At 56.9% G+C, this 2,120-nt stretch carries 1 protein-coding gene and 1 rRNA gene; one reads left to right on the forward strand and one right to left on the reverse strand.

The window, feature by feature from the left end:
- The coding region (locus tag AC5RVD_RS16785) for a hypothetical protein (RefSeq protein WP_494002654.1) at positions 1 to 181 on the reverse strand (181 nt) is incomplete at its 3' end.
- On the opposite strand from AC5RVD_RS16785, the gene AC5RVD_RS16790 reads away from it, so the two are divergent.
- Positions 181 to 1,704, forward strand: a 16S ribosomal RNA gene (locus tag AC5RVD_RS16790). The genes AC5RVD_RS16785 and AC5RVD_RS16790 overlap by 1 nt on opposite strands.
- Positions 1,705 to 2,120: the final 416 nt, after the last annotated feature.

A 2,120-nucleotide genomic window follows, 5' to 3' on the forward strand; every position in this document is an offset into this window, starting at 1 on the left:
TGCTCCTGTTGTTTGAGAACTCAATAGTGTGCCAAGTTTGTTGATACCAATTATTTATTGGTTGAAAGTGCCGTGGCGTGCCGCCCCTGTGGTGTGTCGCGGTTTTATCAGCCTGGTTTGAATTTAGTGCAGTGTCTTCGGTCGTTTTCCCGGCCGTTGGTGCTGTGTCTGTTTGAAACATTAACGGAGAGTTTGATCCTGGCTCAGGACGAACGCTGGCGGCGTGCTTAACACATGCAAGTCGAACGATGATCCGGTGCTTGCACCGGGGATTAGTGGCGAACGGGTGAGTAACACGTGAGTAACCTGCCCTTGACTCTGGGATAAGCCTGGGAAACCGGGTCTAATACCGGATATGACCTGTCACCGCATGGTGGTGGGTGGAAAGATTTTTCGGTCATGGATGGACTCGCGGCCTATCAGCTTGTTGGTGGGGTAATGGCCTACCAAGGCGACGACGGGTAGCCGGCCTGAGAGGGTGACCGGCCACACTGGGACTGAGACACGGCCCAGACTCCTACGGGAGGCAGCAGTGGGGAATATTGCACAATGGGCGAAAGCCTGATGCAGCGACGCCGCGTGAGGGATGAATGCCTTCGGGTTGTAAACCTCTTTCAGCAGGGAAGAAGCGAAAGTGACGGTACCTGCAGAAGAAGCGCCGGCTAACTACGTGCCAGCAGCCGCGGTAATACGTAGGGCGCAAGCGTTGTCCGGAATTATTGGGCGTAAAGAGCTCGTAGGCGGTTTGTCGCGTCTGCTGTGAAAGCCCGGGGCTCAACCCCGGGTCTGCAGTGGGTACGGGCAGACTAGAGTGCAGTAGGGGAGACTGGAATTCCTGGTGTAGCGGTGAAATGCGCAGATATCAGGAGGAACACCGATGGCGAAGGCAGGTCTCTGGGCTGTAACTGACGCTGAGGAGCGAAAGCATGGGGAGCGAACAGGATTAGATACCCTGGTAGTCCATGCCGTAAACGTTGGGCACTAGGTGTGGGGGACATTCCACGTTTTCCGCGCCGTAGCTAACGCATTAAGTGCCCCGCCTGGGGAGTACGGCCGCAAGGCTAAAACTCAAAGGAATTGACGGGGGCCCGCACAAGCGGCGGAGCATGCGGATTAATTCGATGCAACGCGAAGAACCTTACCAAGGCTTGACATGGGCCGGATCGGGCTGGAAACAGTCCTTCCCTTCGGGGCCGGTTCACAGGTGGTGCATGGTTGTCGTCAGCTCGTGTCGTGAGATGTTGGGTTAAGTCCCGCAACGAGCGCAACCCTCGTTCCATGTTGCCAGCGCGTAATGGCGGGGACTCATGGGAGACTGCCGGGGTCAACTCGGAGGAAGGTGGGGACGACGTCAAATCATCATGCCCCTTATGTCTTGGGCTTCACGCATGCTACAATGGCCGGTACAATGGGTTGCGATACTGTGAGGTGGAGCTAATCCCAAAAAGCCGGTCTCAGTTCGGATTGGGGTCTGCAACTCGACCCCATGAAGTCGGAGTCGCTAGTAATCGCAGATCAGCAACGCTGCGGTGAATACGTTCCCGGGCCTTGTACACACCGCCCGTCAAGTCACGAAAGTTGGTAACACCCGAAGCCGGTGGCCTAACCCCTTGTGGGAGGGAGCCGTCGAAGGTGGGACCGGCGATTGGGACTAAGTCGTAACAAGGTAGCCGTACCGGAAGGTGCGGCTGGATCACCTCCTTTCTAAGGAGCTTCCTCAGACTGTTCCGGCCCGTCATAGTGCGGGTTGGGTGGTTTGCAGGGCAAGCCCGTTGCGGACACGCATGTTGTCCGGCGGGTGCTCATGGGTGGAATATCAACGGATTCGGTGTCTTTCGCGGTTGGCCGCATGCCAGTACGGTGCCCTTTCGGGGGTGTTTGGAACGTGTGTGGTTGGTTTCGCGGGGGATGTCTTTTGGCACACTGTTGGGTCCTGAGGCAACAGGACCTTATTCTTGCAGCGATGTGAGGAGGGGGCCTGGTTGGTTCCTCTTGTTCCCGCGCTTTCCGCGCCGGCTGTCCCTTTTGGGGTGGCGGGCAGGGGGTGACGGGGTTGTTGTTTGAGAACTACATAGTGGACGCGAGCATCTTAAAGCAATTTTTTTGATGAACCTGGTGGC

It is taken from the genome of Arthrobacter sp. THG-b23 (assembly GCF_059091265.1).